Raw genomic sequence first — 17,188 nt, forward strand, 5'->3', positions numbered from 1 at the left:
CGGCGCCCGCGGCCATGACGCCGCTGCCGGCCCGCCCGGCGTTGCCGCAGACGGCTGCCAGTCCCGCCCAACCCTCATCGCCGGCCACGCCGGCCGTGCCGACCCGCCCGTCGCCCGCGGCAAGTGAGCCCTCGACGGCCTATTTGCTGCAGGTTGGTGTGTTTTCGACGCCTGCCCAGGCCGACGCGCTGCGCGCCCGCCTGATGGCCGACGGAATTCCGGCCCAGCTCGAGACGCGGGTCGTGGTCGGGCCGTTCAACGATCGGCGCGATGCGCTGGCGGCGCAGGCGCGCCTGCGCGAGAAGGGATTCTCGGCCGCCGAGATGATTCCGTTCCGGCGCTGAGGTCCAAGGTACATCGACGACAAACGGCGGCCCGGACGGCCGCCGTTTGTCGTCGACCGGCGCGATGCCGGGGCGCGCGGGTTATTCGGCGACGATTGCCAGGGCGTGGCCGGTGCGGCAGTGCAGCGCCAGTTGCGGGGCGTCGCCTTCCGGCCGGGCGGCCCAGACGGCGGCGGCATCGCCGAGGGTGCGGGCGATCTCATAGCCGCGTTGCTTGAGCCAGCCGGGGTCGAGGTGTTCGGCCACTAAGCGTGGGGTGTCGGGTTGGCGGGGTGAGGCCAGGACGAGGCGGAATTTGCCCATGACGATTTCCTCCAGGGAGTCGGCGATGGCGCAAATCTAGCGGCGGAGTGTGACGGTTTGAGGTGGGGCCGCGCTCAGGCGCTGAGCGGTGCGCCGGCGCCGATCAGGCGGGAAGGGCGGAAGTCGCGCAGCAGGCGGCTGGCGGTGTCGGCGTCGACCGGGCGCGAGAACAGGAAGCCCTGCATCTCGTCGCAACCCAGCCCGCCGAGGGTGTTCATCTGGTCGCCGCGCTCGATGCCTTCAGCGGCGAGGCGGATGTCGAAGCCGCGGGCAATGCCGGCAATCGCGCTGACGATGGGGTGGTTGCCGTGGCCGTTGATGTCCTTGACGAAGCTGCGGTCGATCTTCAGGCGGGTGACGCCGAAGCGTTGCAGGCTCGCCAGCGACGAATAGCCGGTGCCGAAATCGTGGATGGCGACGCCGACGCCGAGCTCGCGCAGGTTCTGCAGGCGGGGGGCGACCCGCTCGCTGTTTTCGAGGAGCAGGCTTTCGGCGATCTCGAGCTCGAGACTGTTGGCGGCGAGGCCATTGCGCGACAGGGTGCGCGAGACGGTGTCAGCGAGGTCGGACTGATCGAAATCCCGGGACGACAGGTTGGTGGTGAGGCGTAGCTCGGGGAACTGACGACGCCACGCGGCAAGTTGCGCGCAGCCGGTTTCGAGCACCCAGCGGCTGATTTCGTGGATGATTCCGGCTTCCTCGGCGAAGTGGATGAAGCGCGAGGGCGCCACCAGGCCGTGGGAGGGGTGCTGCCAGCGCACCAGGGCTTCCAGGCCGACGATGCGGTCGTGGGCGATGCTGATGAGCGGCTGGTAGTGGAGCTCGAATTCGTTGCGGGCGATGGCCTGACGCAATTCCTTTTCGAGGGACACGCGGGTGCGGTAGCTGGCGTGCATGTCCGGCGAGAAGAAACTGTAGGCGTTGCGCCCGTCGCCCTTGACCTGGTGCATCGCCACGCTGGCGTGCTGGACGAGATCTTCGGCGGTGTCGCCGTCCTCGGGGTGCAGGGCGATGCCCATGCTGATCGTAATGGTGACTTCGCCCTCGCCCAGCGGGAAGGGCTTGCGGAAGGCGAGCAGCACCTTTTCGGCGATGGCGCGGGTGTCTTCCTGGTCGTTGATGTCGGGCAGCAGCACGACGAATTCGTCGCTGCGGTGGCGGGTGAGGGTGTCGCCACGGCGCAGGCATTGCTTCAGACGCAGCGCGATCGAGCGCAGCAGCGCGTCGCCTTCGCCCTGGCCGTAGGTTTCGTTCACCTGCTTGAAGCGGTCCATGTCGATGAACATGACCGCAATCAGCCCCTTACGGCGCTTGGCCTGGGTGATGGCCAGGTTGAGGCGGTCGCGGAACAGGTCGCTGTTGGGGAGCTGGGTGAGCGGATCGTGGTAGGTCTGGTAGCACGGCGCGCTGTCGATGGTGCGCATCGGCGGCAGGCTGCGGGCGGCGCCGTAGGTGCCGGCGTAATGGGACGGCGCCCGGGATTCGGTGCTGTTGTAGATCCCCATCGCGTTGAGGACGATGGCGACCGGACCGGTGTCGTCGCCGTCGGCGCCATAGGGGTTGCGCGCAAGGCGCAGTTCCATGTTGCTGGTGGCACGGGGGCCGGTGCGGCGCTCGTTGAAGGTGAAGCGCGCGCGCTCCAGGTCCTCGGGGTGGACGATTTCGGAGAAGTGCTTGCCGATCAGCGCGTTGCGCGGGTGCCCGAGGAGCGATTCGATGCGCAGGTTGAGGTAGTTGAAGCGGCCTTCGGCGTCCAGGGTGTAGATCAGGTCGAGGGAGTTCTCGACGAGGTAGCGGTGCATCTGCTCCGACGACTGCAGGCGCTGCTGGTTGACGCGGTGGTTGCGGTCGGCCTGGCGCTTGACCAGGGTGTTGGCGACGGCGCGGCGCAGCTGCTCGGCGTTGTAGGGTTTGACCAGGAAGTCGTCGGCGCCGCGACGCAGGGCGCCGATGGCGGCGTCGATGGACTGTTCGCCGCTGATCATGATGACGGATTCGCGGCGGTCGTTGCTGATGAGCCAGTCCATGATCGCCAGGCCGGAGGCGTCGGGCAGGCGATAGTCGAGGATCAGCAGGTCGTAGGAGCGGGTGTTCAGGCGCGCGAGGGTCTCGGCCACGGAGCCGCAATCCTCGATCAGCCGGTCGCTGCCCTGAAGGAGGGCGGCAACCGACCTCCGCAAGGACGGCTCATCGTCGACGACGAGGATTCGGGTGAGAGACTCGGCTGGCGCCCGCCGGCTAGCCTCCGTTGGGAAGAATGGACCTTCCCAGGGGATGACCATTGTGACTCCTGGACATGGTTCTTCTAATTAGCGCCGCAATGATGCATCAAGTCAGTGGGTTGCCGCCAGTGGCATGAAGATCTGGAAGACCGTGCCGGAGCCCGGCTGACTGCGACACAGGATGGTTCCGCCCACGGCGGCGACGAGTTCGCGGACCAGCGGCAGGCCGACCCCACCGCCCGGTTTGTCGCTGTTGCGGGCGCCGGCGGTGAATAGCGTTTCGACGCGCTCGGGCGCAAGGCCGGGGCCGTTGTCCACGATGCGGATTTCCATGCACGGGCTGCCGTTGGCGTTGATGCCGGCGACCGCAGAGACAGTGAGCTTGCCGCCTTCGGGGATGGCTTCGGCGGCGTTCTTGAACAGGTTGAGGAAGACCTGCTTGAGCGCATCGGGCGGAATGGCGGCGGCCGGCAGGTTGGGCGAGGTGCGCAGCTCGAAGTTGATCCCCTTGCGCGCGAACAGCGCTTCGCCGTACAGGGCGCGCAGATCGTGCAGGATCTCGGCGACGCCGCTGTGGGCCGGGCCCGACGGGGTGATCGAGGTGAAGTCGCTGGCTTTGCGCACGAGGGCGCCGACGCGGTCGAGTTCTTCGCTCAGCAGGCCGAGTTGTTCCTTCAGGGTCGGATCTTCGAGGCGCTCGTCGATGAGGCCGAGGTAGGTCTTGATGACGGTGAGCGGGTTGCTGGCCTCGTGGGCGATGCGGCGGGCGTGGTCCACGTAGCGGCGGGCGATGCTCTCCTCGAGGTCGAGGCGCATCTGGTCGTCGGCGCGGCGTTCGGAGATGCGCGCGGTGGCGGCGTCGGTGACGGTCTTGCGCAGGCCGGGTTCGATGCCGGTGCCCGGCATCTCGGTGCTGGAGCACGGGAACACGGCGACGCCGGATTCGTGGCTGTTCTGCCAGGGCACGCAGAGCAGTCCGTCGCTGTCGAGCCAGCGGGCGAGCTGCCAGTCGACCGCGCACCGGCCGGGCGGACGCGGGCCGCTCTGGTAGCGCGCTTCTGCGCCGCTGCGATAGGCCTCGGCGAGGGCGCTGTGCTCGTCGCGGATGGCGATCTGGATCTGCTCGAGGCCGGGATGGGTGAGCGTGGTGGCGCCGACCAGCACGTCGTCGCAGACGGAGCGGACGAACAGCACCGGTGCGTCGAGGCCGAGCAGCAGGCGGGTGGCGGCGTCGAAGTTGGCCCGGGCGGTGGCGGCATCGACGAACGCGCTGCGGGCGAAGGCGGTCAGCGCGGTGCGGGCGATGCTGCTGTCGATGACGTCGCGCTCGCTCTCGCCGGCGGCGGCGGCCCAGGGCAGGGTGAGCATGGTCGGCTCGACGACGATGTCGAGGCCCTTGACCTTGTCCTGCATACCGCGGGTGGTGTCGGCGAGCAGGCTCACCAGCAGGCTGCCTTCGATCTTGGTGAGCCGGCTGGCGCCTTCGAGGCTGGCGGCGGACTGGCTGCCCCGGTAGCTGGCGAGCTCTTCGGCGGCGGCGAGGATGCGCACCAGCGGGTGTGCGGTGTCCACCGAGTCGGGCTCGGCCTGGTGCAGGGCGATGGCGTCGACGATGCCTGGCGGGAAACCGCAGCGTCCGGCGAGGTCGGAGGACAGCTCGGCGTGGTCGAGGCCGTAGCGCTCCCACTCGGCGGCGGACAGGCTGCGCTCGTCGATGGCGTCGGCGAGCACCTTGGCGTAAGCGTCGCCGTATTCGGAGAGCCACAGCAGCCCGAGGTCGTGCAGCAGGCCGGCGGACGCGGCCTCGTCGGGATACGGGTATCCCATCTCGCGGGCGAGGTTGGCGGCCAGGTCGGCGACGAACAGGCTGTGCAGGGTGTGGTGGCGATGGGCGCGGGGCGACACGCGCTGCTGCGGTTGCTGGATCAGGTGACGCAGGGACCAGGCCTGGAGCAGGCCGGTGTCCACGCGCTGCACGCGGCCGGCGACGAGCTCGAGCAGGGGAATGCCGAGATCGGTCTTGCCGAGCGGGGCGGTCAGGAAGAGCTCGAAAACCAGAACGGGATCGAGGATAATGACGCGTGCAATTTCATGCGAAGACGCCTCGCCAGCCGAAAGTACCCGTAACAGCGCAGCCGCGGTTTCCCGCAGCGCTGGCAGGCGCGATGTCGGTACTGCTAAAGGACGTCGCATTTTGAATATTCGGGTGGTTGGCATGAATGAAGCACGTATTTCACAAATTTAGTGCTTTGGATTCTAACCGTACCGTCCCGGCTCCCGACTGTGACTTATGTGCTCCCGGGGGGGGGCTTGGGGGGTCGAGCGTGACCCATTTCGCGACCGCATCAAGAGTTTGCGCTCGTGGCGGCCTCACGGGGTTTGGGCGTCAGCCGAACTGAAGGCTGTCGGCGAAGGCGAGGGCTTCGAGGTGAGCCCGGTTGATCTGCTCGGGCGTGATGTGAAGGTCATCGGCGAGGCTGGCCAGATGCTTGTCGTCGAAGCTTTCGAGGGCGCGCGCGAGTTTCAGGAAAGGTGCATAAACGCCGTCGCCGGCGATGAGCGCGTCGCGAATCGGGGTGGGCAGGTTCATCTCGTCGAGGGCGCTCTGCAGGCTGGCTCCGAGGAGCAGGTGGAGCATCGAGAACGCACCGGTGATGAACAGGTTGTCGAGCTCGCCTTTCTCGAAGAAGGCGGCGCCGATCTTCTCCATGAAGCGGCCGCGGGCGATGGCGGTCTGCATCAGCGCCGGCGCCGACGGGTCGCGGCTGGCCGAGATGAGGAGCACCGAGAGCCACTTGTGGAGCTTGTCGTAGCCGAGGATCGACACCGCGTGGCGAAACGACTGGATTTCGCACATCAGCCCGAAGCCGGCCGAGTTGATGTAGCGCAGCAGCTTGTAAGAGAGCGCGACGTCCTGCTTGAGGATGGTTTCGATCTCCCGGACTTCGGCGTTGCGGCGCACCAGGCTCATCAGACGCACGATCTGCGCGTGGGAGGGCGCGAGCTTGCCGTCGCTCTTCACCCCTTGCAGGAAGAACCAGCCGGAGGCGCCGTCGTAGCCGCTGACGATGGCGTTGCGGAAATCGGGCACGTCGGCGAGCCCCCAGGCCAGCGACAGGCCCGGCGGTGCGATGGGCAGCGGCTGGCGCTTCGCGTCGATGATGACGAAGCGCCACACCACGTCGGGCGGCAGCACGGTGTCGGGCTGGTACCAGGTGAGGTTGAGACTGATGCCGGCTTCCTGCAGCCGGGGCAGCAGCGCCAGGGTGAGCGGGTGGGCGATGGCCTGGGTCGGGATCTCGACCATCGCGTTGGCGGGCGCCTTCCAGGCGAGCAGATCGGGTGTCGGCACCAGCCGGTAGAGGCTGACGAATACCGGGTGGGTCGCCGGCCAGACTTCGGCGAGGCTGTTCAGCGCCTCGGCGGCCTGACCGACCGAGGCGGCGTGGACGATCAGGCGGTTGGCGGTGATCTTGTGCTGCTTGTTGATCACGGGCTCGCGGGTGATCAGGACGGCGTTGCTCATGGGCGTGGGTCCGGGGCGCGTGGGGGGCGGCGATGCCGGCTCAGCCAGCCTTGGCGTCGTTCGAAAAACTGAAGGCGTCGGCAAAGAAGGCGTCGGGCGGCAGGCTGCAGCGGGCGGTGAGGTCGGCGCGGGCGGCGTCGATCATCGCCGGCGAACCACAGGCATAGACCTCGTGGCCGGACAGATCGGGCAGATCGGCCATCAGCGCGGCGTGGGCAAGGCCGGTGCGGCCGGGCCAGTGCGCGTCGGCGGGGGTGTCGGAGAGCACCGGCACGAAACGGAAGCCCGGCAGGCGGGTTTCCCAGCTGCGGGCGAGTTCGAGCTGATACAGGCCGGCGAGGTCGCGGCTGCCCCAGTAGAGCGTCATCGGGCGGGTGAGGCCAGTGGCGATGGCGTGCTCGACGATGCTCTTGATCGGCGCGAAGCCGGTGCCGCCGGCAAGCAGCACGATCGGACGGGGCGAGTCGTGGAGGCGGAAGCCGCCGAGCGGGCCCTCGAAACGCAGGATGTCCTTTTCCTTGAGCTTCTCGAAGACCTGGGTGGTGAAGAAGCCGCCGGGCACGTGACGGATGTGCAATTCGAGAAAATCGCCATTTGTGGGGGCGTTGGCGATGGAGAAGCTGCGGCGCTTGCCGTCGGCGAGCAGGAAGTCGATGTACTGGCCGGCGATGAACTGGAATTTTTCGGAGGCCGGCAGCTTGAGCTGAAGGATGATCACGTCGTCGGCGACGCGCTCGAGCTTCTGCACGCGGCACGGCAGCTTCTTGACCGGGATGTCGCCGGCGCGGCTCACCTGGCGCACTTCGATGCTCAGGTCGGAGCGGGGCTGGGCACAGCACAGCAGGGCCATGCCGGCGGCGCGGTCGGCGTCGGTGAGGGTCGTCTCGGCGAAGCGGCCCAGATCCACCTCGCCCGCGATGATCCTGCTCTTGCAGACGCCGCAGGCGCCGTCGCGGCAGCTATAGGGCAGGAGCAGACCCGCTTCGAGGGCGGCTTCGAGGATGGTTTCGTCGGCGTCGGCGGAAAAGCCGAGGCCGCTGGGCTGGAGGGTGACCTGGAACGACATGATGGGTGGCCGTGAGATAATCGTCAGATGAAACGTCGAAAAATGAAGCAGGTGCTGGTTGTCGGCAGTGGCGACGTGGCCCGCCGGATCATTCCGTGGCTGTGCCGGCGCTTTCGCGTCTGCGCCGTGGTGCGCCGCCCGGAGGAGCGTGCAGGCTTGCGTGCCCTGGGGGCGACGACCCTCGTCGCCGACCTGGACCGGCCCGCCACGCTCGGTCGCGTTGCCGGTGTTGCCGATTACGTGCTTTACTGCGCTCCGCCGCCCAATTTGGGTAACGATGACCCCCGTACCCGCCATCTGCTGGCGGCGCTGGCGCATCGCGCGAGTCTACCACGTCGCCTGATCTACATAAGCACCACCGGCGTCTATGGCGATTGTGCCGGCGAATGGCTCGACGAGACGCGTCCGCCGCGCCCCGCCTCGCCCCGGGCGCTGCGTCGCGTTGCAGCAGAAGAGCACCTGAGACGCTTCGGGCGACGGACCGGCTGCCGCGTGAGCGTGCTGCGGGCGCCGGGCATTTATGACTCCGGCGAGCGCCTGCCGCTCGCGCGTCTGCAGAAGGGCGACCCGGTGCTGACGCCCGAGGACGACGTGTTCACCAACCACATCCACGCCGACGACCTTGCCGGCCTGCTCGGGATCGCGCTGTTCCGGGGCCGCCCGAACCGCGCCTACAACGCATCGGACGACAGTTGCCTGCGCATGGGCGATTACTTTGATCTGGTTGCCGACGCCTGCGGCCTGCCGCGTCCGCCGCGCCTGCCGCGGACCGAGCTGGCGACCCGGCTGTCGCCGCTGACGCTGTCGTTCATGGCGGAATCGCGCCGCCTGAGCAACGACCGCATCAAGCGGGAACTCCGCTTCCGCCTGCGCTATCCGACCGTCGCCAACGCGCTGCGCGTGCGCAGCGGTGCCCCTTCCTGATTTCAACCCTTCGAGACGATCCCATGCTTTATCTGAGTATCAAGGCCTTGCACATCATCTTCGTGACGAGCTGGTTTGCCGGCCTGTTCTACCTCCCGCGCCTGTTCGTGAATCATGCGATGGCCACCGACGCGGCGACCACCGAGCGCCTGGCCCTGATGGAGAACAAGCTCTACCGCTTCATGACGCCGCTGGGCATCCTGGCCGTCGGGCTCGGCATGTGGCTGTGGTTCGGCTTCGGGGTGAGCGGCGGCTGGCTCCATGCGAAGACGGCGCTGGTGACCTTCCTGATCCTCTATCACCTCTACTGCGGTCGCCTGATGCGCGCCTTCGCCGAAGGGCGCAATACCCGCAGCCACGTGTGGTACCGCTTCTTCAACGAGGTGCCGGTGCTGGTGCTGTTCGCCTGCGTCTTCCTCGTCGTGCTGAAGCCGTTCTGATTCCCGCCCGCCGTCATTCACCGGATTTGCTGCCTTGAACTTCTTTGCTCCTTGTCCCCGCGGCCTCGAGCCGCTCCTCGCCGACGAACTCGTCGCCCTCGGCGCCATCGATCCGAAAGTCGTGCCCGGCGGCGTGCAGTTCGCCGGCGACTGGGCGCTGTGCTATCGCGCCAACCTCGAAAGCCGGATTGCCACCCGGGTGCTGCTGGAGATCGCCAGTGCCCGCTACCGCACCGAGGACGACGTCTATCGCATCGCCTACGCGCCGACCTGGGCGCGCTGGTTTACGCCGGAGCAGACGATCCGGGTGTTCGTCACCGCCCACAAGTCGCCGCTGCGCAGCCTCGAATTCGTGACGCTGAAGATCAAGGACGCGGTCTGCGATCACTTCCGCACCGTGGCCGGTCGCCGGCCCGACGTGAATACCCAGGCGCCGGACATGCGCATCCACGCCTTCCTGTCGGCAGATACGGTGACGCTGTACCTCGACACCTCGGGCGATCCGCTCTACAAGCGCGGCTTCAAGCAGGCGGCGGTCGAGGCGCCGCTGAAGGAGAACCTCGCCGCCGGCATCCTGCGCCTCACCGGCTGGAAGCCCGGCGAAGAGGCCCTGTGCGACCCGATGTGTGGCAGCGGTACCTTCCTGATCGAGGCTGCGCAAATGGTGCTCGACGTGGCGCCGGGGCTGGGTCGCCACTTTGCGTTCGAACGCTTCAAGCTGTACGAACGGGACACTTGGCTGCCGATCCGCCAGACCGCCGAAGCCCGCCGGCAGGCGCCGCGACCCCTGGCGATCTTCGGTTCCGACATCGTCGAGGGGCAGGTCCGCAAGAGCTTCGTGAATCTGCGCAGCGCGGGGCTGGAGGGCTGCGTGACGCTAGAGCGCGCCGACATGCTCGAGCGCAGGGCGCCTGCGCCGGCTGGCGTGCTGGTGGCGAACCCGCCTTACGGCGTGCGCCTGTCGGATACGGCCGAACTGGAGGCGCTCTACCCGAAGCTGGGCGACGCCCTCAAGGCCAACTGGAGCGGCTGGCGGGCCTATTTCTTCACCGGTGACCCGCAACTCCCCAAGGGCGTCCGCCTCAAAGCCAGCAAGCGCACGCCGCTCTTCAACGGCGCTATCGAGTGCCGGCTGTTTGAATACCTGATGGTGACGGGGTCGGCCCGCAAGCCGAAGCCGGAAGAGGAAAGTAAGCCGGACTAAAGGCGCTCGGCAGCCGTAGCGAGTGGCCCGAGGTTGCGACAAGAGGCGCAGCCGTACTTGAGTACGGCGAGCATCGCAGTTGCAAGATCGGGTCGCGCAGTAGGCTGACGGGCGTCTTTAGACGATGTCCAGGTTCTGGATGCCGGAGAGCACGTCGCGGTCACCGCGCTTGCTCTTGAGCTTGATCTGCAGGCGCAGGTCGTTCATCGAGTCGGCGTTGCGCAGGGCATCCTCATAGGTGATGAGGTTGCGCTCGTAGAGGTCGAACAGGCTCTGGTCGAAAGTCTGCATGCCCAGGTCGCTGGAGCGCTTCATCACGTCCTTGATGCCCGGGATCTCGCCCTTGAAGATCAGGTCGGAGATCAGCGGCGAGTTGAGCATCACCTCCACCGCGGGCACACGGCCCTTGCGGTCGCACATCGGCAGGAGGCGCTGGGAGATCAGCGCCCGCAGGTTGAGCGAGAGGTCCATCAACAACTGGTGACGGCGCTCTTCGGGGAAGAAGTTGACGATCCGGTCGATGGCCTGGTTGGCGCTGTTGGCGTGCAGGGTGGCCAGGCACAGGTGGCCGGTTTCGGCGAAGGCCACCGCGTAGTCCATCGTCTCGCGGTCGCGGATCTCGCCCATCAGGATCACGTCGGGCGCCTGGCGCAGGGTGTTCTTGAGGGCCGGTTCCCAGGAATCCGTGTCGATGCCGACTTCGCGCTGGGTGACGATGCAGTTCTTGTGGGCGTGAACGAATTCGATCGGGTCTTCGATCGTGATGATGTGGCCGAAGCTCTTCTCGTTGCGGTAATCGACCATCGCGGCCAGCGAGGTGGTCTTGCCGGTGCCGGTGCCGCCCACGAAGATCACCAGCCCGCGCTTGGACATGGCGATGTCCTTGAGCACCGGCGGCAGGCCGAGTTCGTCGAAATTGGGGATCTTCTGCGGGATGGTCCGCAGGATCAGGCCGACCTGGCCCTGCTGGATGAAGGCGTTGGCGCGAAAGCGACCGATGCCGGGCGGCGAGATCGCGAAGTTGCACTCCTTGGTGGCCTCGAACTCGGCGGCCTGACGGTCGTTCATCACCACTCGCGCCAACTCGGCGGTGTGCGTGTGGGTGAGCTGCTGGTTGGATTGCGGAACGATCTTGCCGTCGATCTTGATGGCGGGCGGAAAGTTGGCGGTGATGAAGAGGTCGGAGCCGTTTTTCTGCAGCATGAGCCGCAGGAGGTCGTGCATGAACTTGAGTGCCTGGTCGCGTTCCATGGTGATTTCCTGTTGCTGCCGGGCGGGCCCGGCCGGGTCGATTCGGGGTCGGAGCGCGCTCAGACCGGGAAGCTGTCCTTGTTGGCGGCGCGCAGGCGGGCCTCGGCGCCGGAGATGATGTTGCGGCGGACCAGGTCGGCCAGGCACTGGTCGAGGGTCTGCATGCCGAAACCCTGGCCGGACTGGATCGCGGAGTACATCTGGGCGACCTTGTTCTCGCGGATCAGGTTGCGGATGGCGGGGGTGCCGATCATGATCTCGTGGGCGGCCACCCGACCGGCGCCGTCCTTGGTCTTCAGCAGGGTCTGGGAGATCACCGCGCGCAGGGATTCGGACATCATCGCCCGTACCATGTCCTTTTCGGCGGCGGGGAAGACGTCGACGATACGGTCGATGGTCTTGGCGGCCGACGAGGTGTGCAGCGTACCGAACACCAGGTGGCCGGTTTCGGCGGCGGTGAGGGCGAGGCGGATGGTTTCGAGGTCGCGCATTTCGCCGACGAGGATCACGTCCGGGTCTTCGCGCAGGGCGGAACGCAGTGCGGCGTTGAACGACTGGGTGTCCCGCGATACTTCCCGCTGGTTGATCAGGCAGCGCTTGGATTCATGGACGAATTCGATCGGGTCCTCGACGGTGAGGATGTGGCCGTATTCGTTCTCGTTCACGTAGTCGACCATCCCGGCGAGGGTCGTCGACTTGCCGGAACCGGTGGGGCCGGTGACGAGCACGATGCCGCGGGGCTGGTTGGCGATCTCCTTGAAGATCTTCGGACAGTTGAGTTCGTCGAGGGTGAGCACCTTGGACGGAATCACCCGGAATACCGCGGCCGCGCCGCGGTTCTGGTTGAAGGCGTTGACCCGGAAGCGCGCGAGGTTGGGGATCTCGAAGGAGAAGTCGGTCTCGAGGAATTCTTCGTACTGCTTGCGCTGGGCGTCGTTCATGATGTCATAAACCATCCCGTGCACGTCCTTGTGGGCCAGGGCGGGGAGGTTGATCCGGCGCACGTCGCCGTGCACGCGGATCATCGGCGGCAGGCCGGCGGAAATGTGCAGGTCGGAGGCCTTGTTCTTGACGGTGAAGGCAAGCAGTTCGGTGATATCCATCTTGGAGACTCGTGGCTGGCTGGAAGGTCGGGCGGAATGCCGGGCAGCGGTGCGGCCCGGAGTTCGGCTCAAGGGCCGATGCTATACTCAACGGCCTTGTTTGCCCGAAATTGAGCTGTGCAAGCTGTGAAGGATTATATGCCAGGCTTATCCGACCGCCTCCAAAACCTTGTCAGGCGCATTGCCCAGGCGGCCCGGGCGGCGGGGCGCGAGCCCGCTGCGGTGAGCCTGCTTGCGGTGAGCAAGACCTGGCCGGCGCAGAGCGTGCGCGAGGCGGCGCAGGCCGGGCAGCGCGCCTTTGGCGAGAACTACGTGCAGGAAGGCGTTGCCAAGGTCGATGCGCTGGCTGACCTGAGGCTCGAGTGGCACTTCATCGGTCCGCTCCAGAGCAACAAGACGCGGCCAGTGGCCAACCGTTTTGCGTGGGTGCATTCGATCGACCGGCTGAAGATCGCCGAGCGTCTCTCCGAGCAGCGCGACGTGCATCTGCCGCCGCTGCAGGTGTGCATCCAGGTCAATGTCAGCGGCGAGGCGAGCAAGAGCGGCGTGGCGCCGGCGGCGCTCCCCGAGCTGGCCCGGGCGGTGGCGGCCCTGCCGCGGCTGCGCTTGCGTGGTCTGATGGCGATTCCCGAGCCGACTCCCGACGTGGCCGTGCAGCGGGCGCGCTTTGCCAGCCTGCGGGCGCTGCGGGACCAGCTCAACGCCGAGGGCCTGGCCCTCGACACCCTTTCGATGGGCATGTCCGACGACCTCGAGGCGGCCATCGCCGAGGGCGCGACACTGGTGCGCGTGGGCACGGCGATCTTCGGCGCCCGCAACCCGACGGCATGAACTTCGCGGCGCGCGTGCCGGTGTGGTGGGCGCGCCGCCTCACTTTTCCGATTTTCCAACGGATGGAACTGAACAGATGAAAATCACCTTCCTGGGCGGCGGCAACATGGCTGCGGCGCTCATCGGCGGTCTGGTCAAGCAGGGTTTCAACGGCGCGGATGTGCAGGTCGTCGAGCTGTCGGCCGAAGGCCGCGCGAAGCTCCAGGCCGGCTTCGGCGTGCGCGCCGTGGGCGAACTCGACGATGTGGCGCTGGCCTGCGACGTGCTGGTGCTGGCGGTCAAGCCGCAGCAGCTGAAGGCGGCGGTGGCGCCCCTCGCGGGGCGCTTGGGCGCGCAGGTGGTGGTCAGCATCGCGGCGGGCCTGCGCCTGGGCGACATCGGGCGCTGGCTGGGCGATTACCGCAAGCTGGTGCGGGCAATGCCCAACACGCCGGCGCTGATCGGCGCCGGCATCACTGGCCTGTTCGCCGACGCATCGGTCGATGCGGCCGGGCGTGCCGCGGCCGAGCGCGTGCTCTCGGCGGTGGGCAGCACGGTATGGGTGTCCGACGAGGCGCAGATCGACGGCGTCACCGCGATCTCCGGCAGCGGCCCGGCCTACGTCTTCCATTTCATCGAATGCCTGCAGGCCTCCGGCGAGGCGCTCGGTTTCGATGCGGCGACGGCGCGCAAGCTCGCCATCGATACCGTGCTCGGCGCGGCGCGACTGGCGGCGGGCAGCGAGGAGTCGCCCGGCGTGCTGCGCGAGCGGGTGACCTCGAAGGGCGGCACCACCGAGGCGGCGCTCAAATCGTTCGCTGCCGACGGCTTCCCGGCGATCGTCGAGCGTGCGGTGAAGGCCGCCGAGGCGCGCGGGCGCGAACTCGGCGATCAGCTCGGCCGCGACTGACCGGAGGCCACGAACATGCTCGGCAGCCTTTTCCTGACCCTCGTCGACACCCTCGGCGGTCTGCTCTCGGGCGTGCTGCTGGCGCGCTTCGTGATGCAGTGGCAGCGCATCTCTTTCCGCAATCCGCTGGGGCAGTTCGTCGTTGCCACCACCGACTGGCTGGTGGTGCCGCTGCGGCGCTTCATTCCCGGGCTGGGCGGCCTCGATCTCGCCAGCCTGCTGCCGGCCTGGGTGGTGCAGGTGCTGGTGGTGTTCGTCGCGCTGTGGGTGCGTGGCGTGATCGGCAGCGCCGATCCCCTCGGCCTGCTGGCCGTGATGTGGGGCGTAGGCCTGCTGGAAACCGCCAAGGTGGCGCTCTACCTGCTCACCGGCGTGGTGCTGATGTCGGCGATCTTCTCGTGGGTCAATCCCCATGCGCCGCTGGCCGGCGTCGTCAATGCGCTGGCAGAGCCGTTCCTGCGGCCGTTCCGCCGCGTGATTCCGCTGATCGGCGGTATCGACCTGAGCCCCATCGCGCTGCTGCTGGTGCTCCAGGTGCTGCAGAACGCGCTGCTGATCGGCAAGCTCACCCTGTTCGGGCTGGCGTGAGCGCCCAGTGGCTGAACCGGGCGGCGGACGGCAGTGCGGTCCTTGCCCTGCACATCCAGCCCGGTGCCAAGAAGACGGAGATCGCGGGGCTGCACGGCGACGCCCTCAAGATCCGGCTGGCCGCGCCGCCGGTGGACGGCAAGGCCAATGCGGCCTTGATCGCCTTCCTGGCCAAGGCCTGCGGCGTGCCGCGCGCCGCGGTCGAGCTGGTGAGCGGCGAGACCTCGCGCAGCAAGCGCGTGCGCATCCGCGAGGCCGACGTGGCGATCCTGGAGGCATTGGCGGGTACGTTCGGCTGATCGTCGGGAGCGCCCTTCACGGCCCATAAAAAACGGCACACCGCGCGGTGTGCCGTTTTTTTGTGCGGGGAGCCACCCGGCTTGTGCCGGGGGCTCGGCCTCGGCCGGAGCGATCAGGCCTTGGCGCGCTTGCTGCGCAGGGTGCGGGCCATGCCGATCAGGCCGGTCGCGATCAGCAGGGCGCTGGTCGGCTCGGGCACGGTGCCGGTGGCCACGTCGCGGCTGGCGCCCAGGGCGTAGCCGTAGGTGAGGGTCAGGCTCTGGCCGGCGGCCAGGCTGCCCAGGTCGAAGCCGATACCGATGGCGTAGTCGCCGTTGCCGTCGTCCAGGCCGCCGAGGTAAGCGGCGGGCGAGGTGGTCCAGCTGCTGCTCACGCCGGCCTTGTGGGCGTAGGAGGCGGACGTGAAGATGCAGATGGTCTGGCCGGTGCTGGGGCCGGTGCCGCAGGCCTGGTCGCCGGACAGGACGACGTTGGTGGTGTAGTAGGAGCCGAAGGCGTTCACGTCGGGATCCGGGTCCAGGGTGCGCAGGAAGGCGAGGCTGTCGAGAACGCTGGTGGACTTGTTGGTCAGCGTGGTGGTGATCTCGATGGCCGAGCGGCCGCCGATGGTGGTCAGCAGGTAGTCGTTGGTGACGCCGAGCCGACCGTCGCTGGAGGTGCTCGTGGCGGTGACCGAGGTGGCGGAGTTCTGGGTCAGCGCGAAGGTCGAGAAGCTGCTGCTGCCGTAGTTGTTCGCCGCGTAGCTGCCGCTGGACGAGGTGACGTAGAAGCCTTCGAAGGGGCTGCCCGGGGTCAGGAAGTCGTTGACGCCGTAGGTGGAGGTGCCGTCCTTGTCGAACAGGATGCCGGGGGAGGCGTTGCCGTTGGAGCCGAGGGTGCCGTAATCGCTGACGCCGGCGAGCACATAGGCGTTCTGCAGGGTGGCGGTGGCAAAGGCGCTGATCGGCAGCGCCAGGGTCAGCAGCGCGGCTGCGACGACTTTTTTCTGGATTTTCATGGCGTGAAGTCCTTAACGGTGGATAGAGACGCACGCTGATGATGCAAAGCCTGTGCCAATTTTGTAACTTTAAGCAATTAAACGAAAAATTTATGCATCGGGTTAAATTTTGTTGTTTTTGTAAAAATTGTCGACATCTGCGGCGGTCTCCGGATCGCTTCGCCCGTGCCGGGGATGATTGAACATGACCTTTCTAATCATCTTCCGGATCCGGCCCACCATGAAAAACGGCGCCGGATGAACCGGCGCCGTCGTGGTCGCTGCAATGGCCGCGGGGCTTATTCCATCGCTTCGTACAGCGGCAGGGTCAGGAATTCCGGGTATTCCGGGGTCAGCGACATCTTGTCGAAGATCTCGGCGGCCTGGTCGTAGCTGGCGGTGTCCTCGCCCTGGGCAGTGACGGTGGCCTTCACCTTGGCGAGTTCCTCGGCGATCATCGGACGCACCATCTCGACGGTGACCTTGCGGCCGTCATCGAGGATGCCCTTCGGGCTGACCACCCATTGCCACACCTGGGAGCGGGAGATCTCGGCGGTGGCGGCGTCTTCCATCAGGTTGTGGATGGGCACGCAGCCGTTGCCGGCGAGCCAGGAGCCCAGGTAGTGGATGCCGACGTTGATGTTGTTGCGCAGGCCGGCTTCGGTGATCGGGGTGGTGGGACGGAAGTCCAGCCACTGCTCGGGGCCGAACTTGCCCTCGACCTGCTTTTCGAACTGGTTCGGCTTGTCGCCGAGCACCTTCTTGAATTCTTCCATGGCGATGGAGACGAGGCCCGGGTGAGCCACCCAGCCGCCGTCGAAGCCGTCGTTGGCGTCGCGGGTCTTGTCGTGGCGGATGCCGGCCAGGGCCTTCTCGTTGGCTTCCGGGTCGCCCTTGATCGGGATCAGGGCCGACATGCCGCCCATCGCGGGCGCGCCGCGCTTGTGGCAGGCCTGCACCAGGGCCAGCGCGTAGCCACGCATGAAGGGCACTTCCATCGTGATTGCGCTGCGCTGGGCCAGGCAGAAGTCCTTGTTCTTCTTGAACTTCTTGATGCAGGAGAAGATGTAGTCCCAGCGACCGGCGTTGAGGCCGGCGGAGTGGTTGCGCAGTTCGTACAGGATTTCTTCCATCTCGAAGGTGGCGAGGATGGTTTCGACCAGCACGGTGGCCTTGATGGTGCCTTGCGGCAGGCCGACGTGGTCCTGGGCCATCACGAAG

At 67.2% G+C, this 17,188-nt stretch carries 16 protein-coding genes and 1 pseudogene; 8 read left to right on the forward strand and 9 right to left on the reverse strand.

The genetic code is table 11. The features are described from left to right. Positions 1-14 precede the first annotated feature (14 nt). Positions 15-344 carry an SPOR domain-containing protein gene (locus ACE3P2_RS05280; protein WP_374261834.1) on the forward strand — a complete coding sequence of 110 codons (330 nt, stop codon included), beginning with the start codon at positions 15-17 and terminating at the stop codon, positions 342-344. Positions 345-425: 81 nt separating this feature from the next. Here ACE3P2_RS05280 and ACE3P2_RS05285 read toward each other — a convergent pair whose 3' ends face one another. The 5 genes from ACE3P2_RS05285 to ACE3P2_RS05305 form a co-directional block, all read right to left on the reverse strand. After that, positions 426-647, reverse strand: coding sequence for a hypothetical protein (locus tag ACE3P2_RS05285; protein ID WP_374261806.1), 222 nt, complete (start codon positions 645-647; stop codon positions 426-428). A gap of 74 nt (positions 648-721) precedes the next feature. Continuing rightward, positions 722-2,929 carry a putative bifunctional diguanylate cyclase/phosphodiesterase gene (locus ACE3P2_RS05290; protein ID WP_374261808.1) on the reverse strand — a complete coding sequence of 736 codons (2,208 nt, stop codon included), beginning with the start codon at positions 2,927-2,929 and terminating at the stop codon, positions 722-724. A gap of 51 nt (positions 2,930-2,980) precedes the next feature. Further along, on the reverse strand, positions 2,981-5,062 hold the full coding sequence (locus ACE3P2_RS05295; protein ID WP_374261810.1) for an ATP-binding protein: 2,082 nt from the start codon (positions 5,060-5,062) through the stop codon (positions 2,981-2,983). Between the two features lie 193 nt (positions 5,063-5,255). Beyond that, positions 5,256-6,395 carry an EAL and HDOD domain-containing protein gene (locus ACE3P2_RS05300; RefSeq protein WP_374261812.1) on the reverse strand — a complete coding sequence of 380 codons (1,140 nt, stop codon included), beginning with the start codon at positions 6,393-6,395 and terminating at the stop codon, positions 5,256-5,258. A 40-nt stretch (positions 6,396-6,435) separates the two neighbouring features. Continuing rightward, the gene (locus tag ACE3P2_RS05305; RefSeq protein ID WP_374261814.1) at positions 6,436-7,461 is read right to left on the reverse strand and encodes a CDP-6-deoxy-delta-3,4-glucoseen reductase; all 1,026 of its coding nucleotides are present in this window, start codon (positions 7,459-7,461) and stop codon (positions 6,436-6,438) included. Positions 7,462-7,503: 42 nt separating this feature from the next. On the opposite strand from ACE3P2_RS05305, the gene ACE3P2_RS05310 reads away from it, so the two are divergent. The 3 genes from ACE3P2_RS05310 to ACE3P2_RS05320 are packed head-to-tail and all read left to right on the forward strand — an operon-like array spanning position 7,504 to position 10,029. Continuing rightward, positions 7,504-8,385 carry an SDR family oxidoreductase gene (locus ACE3P2_RS05310; RefSeq protein WP_374261836.1) on the forward strand — a complete coding sequence of 294 codons (882 nt, stop codon included), beginning with the start codon at positions 7,504-7,506 and terminating at the stop codon, positions 8,383-8,385. A 23-nt stretch (positions 8,386-8,408) separates the two neighbouring features. Then, on the forward strand, positions 8,409-8,825 hold the full coding sequence (locus ACE3P2_RS05315) for a CopD family protein (RefSeq protein WP_374261816.1): 417 nt from the start codon (positions 8,409-8,411) through the stop codon (positions 8,823-8,825). A gap of 34 nt (positions 8,826-8,859) precedes the next feature. Continuing rightward, complete coding sequence (locus ACE3P2_RS05320) at positions 8,860-10,029, forward strand: class I SAM-dependent RNA methyltransferase (protein ID WP_374261818.1); 1,170 nt, start codon at positions 8,860-8,862, stop codon at positions 10,027-10,029. Between the two features lie 117 nt (positions 10,030-10,146). On the opposite strand, the gene ACE3P2_RS05325 is transcribed toward ACE3P2_RS05320, so the two are convergent. Further along, entirely contained in the window at positions 10,147-11,280 is a 1,134-nt protein-coding gene (locus ACE3P2_RS05325; RefSeq protein ID WP_374261820.1) for a PilT/PilU family type 4a pilus ATPase, read from the reverse strand. Positions 11,281-11,339: 59 nt separating this feature from the next. After that, a complete protein-coding gene (locus ACE3P2_RS05330) occupies positions 11,340-12,383 on the reverse strand; it encodes a type IV pilus twitching motility protein PilT (protein WP_374261822.1) in 1,044 nt (347 codons plus the stop codon). A 138-nt stretch (positions 12,384-12,521) separates the two neighbouring features. On the opposite strand from ACE3P2_RS05330, the gene ACE3P2_RS05335 reads away from it, so the two are divergent. The 4 genes from ACE3P2_RS05335 to ACE3P2_RS05350 all read left to right on the forward strand — a co-directional run bounded on the left by ACE3P2_RS05335 (position 12,522) and on the right by ACE3P2_RS05350 (position 14,990). Beyond that, on the forward strand, positions 12,522-13,214 hold the full coding sequence (locus ACE3P2_RS05335; RefSeq protein WP_374261824.1) for a YggS family pyridoxal phosphate-dependent enzyme: 693 nt from the start codon (positions 12,522-12,524) through the stop codon (positions 13,212-13,214). 76 nt (positions 13,215-13,290) lie between these two features. After that, positions 13,291-14,103, forward strand: a complete 813-nt coding sequence (proC, locus tag ACE3P2_RS05340) for a pyrroline-5-carboxylate reductase (protein ID WP_374261826.1) — start codon at positions 13,291-13,293, stop codon at positions 14,101-14,103. Positions 14,104-14,118: 15 nt separating this feature from the next. Continuing rightward, positions 14,119-14,691, forward strand: a complete 573-nt coding sequence (locus tag ACE3P2_RS05345; RefSeq protein ID WP_374261828.1) for a YggT family protein — start codon at positions 14,119-14,121, stop codon at positions 14,689-14,691. Next, positions 14,688-14,990 (forward strand): DUF167 domain-containing protein, encoded by a 303-nt coding sequence (locus ACE3P2_RS05350; protein WP_374261830.1) that lies wholly within the window; start codon positions 14,688-14,690, stop codon positions 14,988-14,990. The genes ACE3P2_RS05345 and ACE3P2_RS05350 overlap by 4 nt, the downstream gene beginning before the upstream one ends. A 113-nt stretch (positions 14,991-15,103) precedes the next feature. On the opposite strand, the gene ACE3P2_RS05355 is transcribed toward ACE3P2_RS05350, so the two are convergent. Next, complete coding sequence (locus ACE3P2_RS05355; protein ID WP_374261832.1) at positions 15,104-15,988, reverse strand: PEP-CTERM sorting domain-containing protein; 885 nt, start codon at positions 15,986-15,988, stop codon at positions 15,104-15,106. Between the two features lie 278 nt (positions 15,989-16,266). Next, positions 16,267-17,188 (reverse strand): annotated as a pseudogene (locus ACE3P2_RS05360) (malate synthase A); the annotation flags it as partial.

The sequence above is a fragment of the Zoogloea sp. genome (assembly GCF_041911615.1).
In the GTDB taxonomy this organism is placed as follows: domain Bacteria; phylum Pseudomonadota; class Gammaproteobacteria; order Burkholderiales; family Rhodocyclaceae; genus Zoogloea.

Excerpts from the sequence above, each read along its gene's own strand:
- ACE3P2_RS05330 (WP_374261822.1), bottom strand. The coding sequence starts at position 12,383 with ATGGATATCACCGAACTGCTTGCCTTCACCGTCAAGAACAAGGCCTCC.
- ACE3P2_RS05305 (WP_374261814.1), bottom strand. The coding sequence starts at position 7,461 with ATGTCGTTCCAGGTCACCCTCCAGCCCAGCGGCCTCGGCTTTTCCGCC.
- ACE3P2_RS05280 (WP_374261834.1), top strand. The coding sequence starts at position 15 with ATGACGCCGCTGCCGGCCCGCCCGGCGTTGCCGCAGACGGCTGCCAGT.
- ACE3P2_RS05285 (WP_374261806.1), bottom strand. The coding sequence starts at position 647 with ATGGGCAAATTCCGCCTCGTCCTGGCCTCACCCCGCCAACCCGACACC.
- ACE3P2_RS05345 (WP_374261828.1), top strand. The coding sequence starts at position 14,119 with ATGCTCGGCAGCCTTTTCCTGACCCTCGTCGACACCCTCGGCGGTCTG.
- proC (WP_374261826.1), top strand. The coding sequence starts at position 13,291 with ATGAAAATCACCTTCCTGGGCGGCGGCAACATGGCTGCGGCGCTCATC.
- ACE3P2_RS05325 (WP_374261820.1), bottom strand. The coding sequence starts at position 11,280 with ATGGAACGCGACCAGGCACTCAAGTTCATGCACGACCTCCTGCGGCTC.
- ACE3P2_RS05295 (WP_374261810.1), bottom strand. The coding sequence starts at position 5,062 with ATGCGACGTCCTTTAGCAGTACCGACATCGCGCCTGCCAGCGCTGCGG.
- ACE3P2_RS05355 (WP_374261832.1), bottom strand. The coding sequence starts at position 15,988 with ATGAAAATCCAGAAAAAAGTCGTCGCAGCCGCGCTGCTGACCCTGGCG.
- ACE3P2_RS05315 (WP_374261816.1), top strand. The coding sequence starts at position 8,409 with ATGCTTTATCTGAGTATCAAGGCCTTGCACATCATCTTCGTGACGAGC.
- ACE3P2_RS05335 (WP_374261824.1), top strand. The coding sequence starts at position 12,522 with ATGCCAGGCTTATCCGACCGCCTCCAAAACCTTGTCAGGCGCATTGCC.
- ACE3P2_RS05310 (WP_374261836.1), top strand. The coding sequence starts at position 7,504 with ATGAAGCAGGTGCTGGTTGTCGGCAGTGGCGACGTGGCCCGCCGGATC.
- ACE3P2_RS05300 (WP_374261812.1), bottom strand. The coding sequence starts at position 6,395 with ATGAGCAACGCCGTCCTGATCACCCGCGAGCCCGTGATCAACAAGCAG.
- ACE3P2_RS05290 (WP_374261808.1), bottom strand. The coding sequence starts at position 2,929 with ATGGTCATCCCCTGGGAAGGTCCATTCTTCCCAACGGAGGCTAGCCGG.